1 protein-coding gene, 1 tRNA gene and 1 pseudogene are annotated in these 1,191 nt (G+C 37.8%); all 3 read right to left on the bottom strand.

Features of this window, described 5'->3' with window-relative positions:
* Window positions 1-493, bottom strand: a 493-nt coding sequence (locus tag BA1_RS18200; RefSeq protein ID WP_008362305.1) for an IS1182 family transposase, incomplete at its 3' end; no start/stop codon positions are given.
* A 192-nt stretch (window positions 494-685) separates the two neighbouring features.
* Window positions 686-790 (bottom strand): annotated as a pseudogene (locus BA1_RS19840) (CatA-like O-acetyltransferase); the annotation flags it as partial.
* 186 nt (window positions 791-976) lie between these two features.
* Window positions 977-1,049: transfer RNA gene (locus BA1_RS18195), tRNA-Val, on the bottom strand.
* Window positions 1,050-1,191 lie beyond the last annotated feature (142 nt).

Below are 1,191 nucleotides of genomic sequence, written 5' to 3'. Positions count from 1 at the left end.
CAATTTTCTTTTCAAGTTTTTTCTTATTGGCATTCGCTTTGACATGAGTGGAGTCAATGAAGGCAATAGAAGGGTCAACGAGTCCTTTTTTCATCGCTTCTCTTAAGATTCGGTAAAAAATTTGTTCGAATAAATCTGTATCATGGAAACGTCTTACGTAGTTTTTACCGAAGGTAGAAAAGTGCGGAATTTTCTCAGAAAATCCATATCCAATAAACCAACGATAAGCCACATTGGTTTCAATTTCTTTAATGGTTTGACGCATAGAGCGAATGCCAAATAGATATTGAATTAAGACCATCTTAATGAGAACAACGGGATCAACACTTGGTCTACCGTTGTCAGAACTATAATGATCTTTGACAAGATCATAAACGAAATCAAAGTCGATCGCTTGATCAATTTTTCGTACAAGATGATCTTCAGGCACTAATTCATCTAAGGCCACTACTTCTAATTGATTTCTTCTTTCTTCTTCACGTTTCGATAACATGTTCATCCCCCACAGAATTGTGTTATTACCCTTATTATACAAAAAAGCTTGTAGACTTTGTCTACAAGCTGAGCAGACTCGTTTAAGTCTGCTTTATGCTATCTTCTAAAATTTCATGGGAACAACTTTTGCAAATCGCTCCTGACATTCAGTACATATACAATGAATCGTTTAACCACTCTTCACAATGTTCTATAAGCCATCACAAACAGCATGATGTACTTGAATGGCGACTGGCAGGATATTTTTTTCTTTTTTCTTCTTAAATTTGCCTAACGTAAATATTGGCAGTAAATAGGCTTCCTCTGTAGATATTAGATATTGGTGGTCATGTCACAAACAAATGAAGATTACACTGCAAAAATACTCAAAAACGACCTGGCGGATAAAAGTTCGGCCCCCATTCGGCCCCAAAATAAAAATAGAATAAAGATTCCTTGTTAGAAAAACAAAAAAACCCTTGCTAGGCAAGGGTTTCAACGATGATTCCGACTGGGCTCGAACCAGCGACCTCTACCCTGTCAAGGTAGCGCTCTCCCAGCTGAGCTACGGAATCGGGTTATGTATCAGTTCTGGGCTTTCTTTTACTGACAGTCTCTATTATATAACCATCATGGTGGAGCGTCAATGGTTTTGTTCAAAAAAGCGAAAAGGCGGTATCTGTAGTGGCTTCAGATTGTTGACAAAGGGCTAAAATG

Source organism: Bacillus xiamenensis, assembly GCF_000300535.1.
GTDB lineage: Bacteria > Bacillota > Bacilli > Bacillales > Bacillaceae > Bacillus > Bacillus xiamenensis.
Note: the sequence above shows the minus strand (reverse complement) of the source record. Positions and strands in the feature narration are given on the sequence as shown.